Below are 487 nucleotides of genomic sequence, written 5' to 3'. Positions count from 1 at the left end.
GTGCATCCTGGCGCACGGTGATCGCGTGTTGGTCAACGATACAGTAAATGCAATGGTAGTCATCCTGCATGTTTACCCACTGACGCAGCGCACCCATGTAGTTACCAATGGTCAATTCACCTGAGGGCTGTGCGCCACTAAAAACGATGGGCTTAGTCATTTTTCGATTCCTGATTTTCGCTATGCGGAAGCCCTAATGCGGGCAGAAGGTCATTTATAGACTGATAAATTACATCAGGCTGGCTGAGATCGATAGCCTCGCCGTAGTTATATCCGTAGGTTAAGCCAACTGATGGGCAACCTGCCGCTTTTGCCGCCTGAATATCATTGCGTGAGTCGCCGACAAACAGCATCTGTTGTGGGGCAATTCCCATCCGCTCAGCCACCAGTAACAGCGGGTCCGGATGCGGTTTTTTGTTTTGCACATCATCACCACCAATCACCACGCTGAAGTATTTGGCGATATCTAAGGCTTCGAGCAGCGGCG

Annotated in this window: 1 protein-coding gene and 1 pseudogene; both read right to left on the bottom strand. The window is 50.7% G+C overall.

Features of this window, described 5'->3' with window-relative positions; translation table 11 throughout:
- Nucleotides 1-160: pseudogene (locus K0039_RS25060) on the bottom strand (tryptophan--tRNA ligase); the annotation flags it as partial.
- Nucleotides 153-487: HAD-IA family hydrolase (locus K0039_RS25055; protein WP_228106842.1), on the bottom strand; the 335-nt coding region annotated here is incomplete at its 5' end. The pseudogene K0039_RS25060 and the gene K0039_RS25055, both read right to left, overlap by 8 nt.

The organism is Terrisporobacter mayombei, from assembly GCF_020748465.1.
GTDB lineage: Bacteria > Bacillota > Clostridia > Peptostreptococcales > Peptostreptococcaceae > Terrisporobacter > Terrisporobacter mayombei.
The sequence above is the reverse complement of the archived record's forward strand: the minus strand, read 5'-3'. Positions and strand labels throughout refer to the sequence as shown.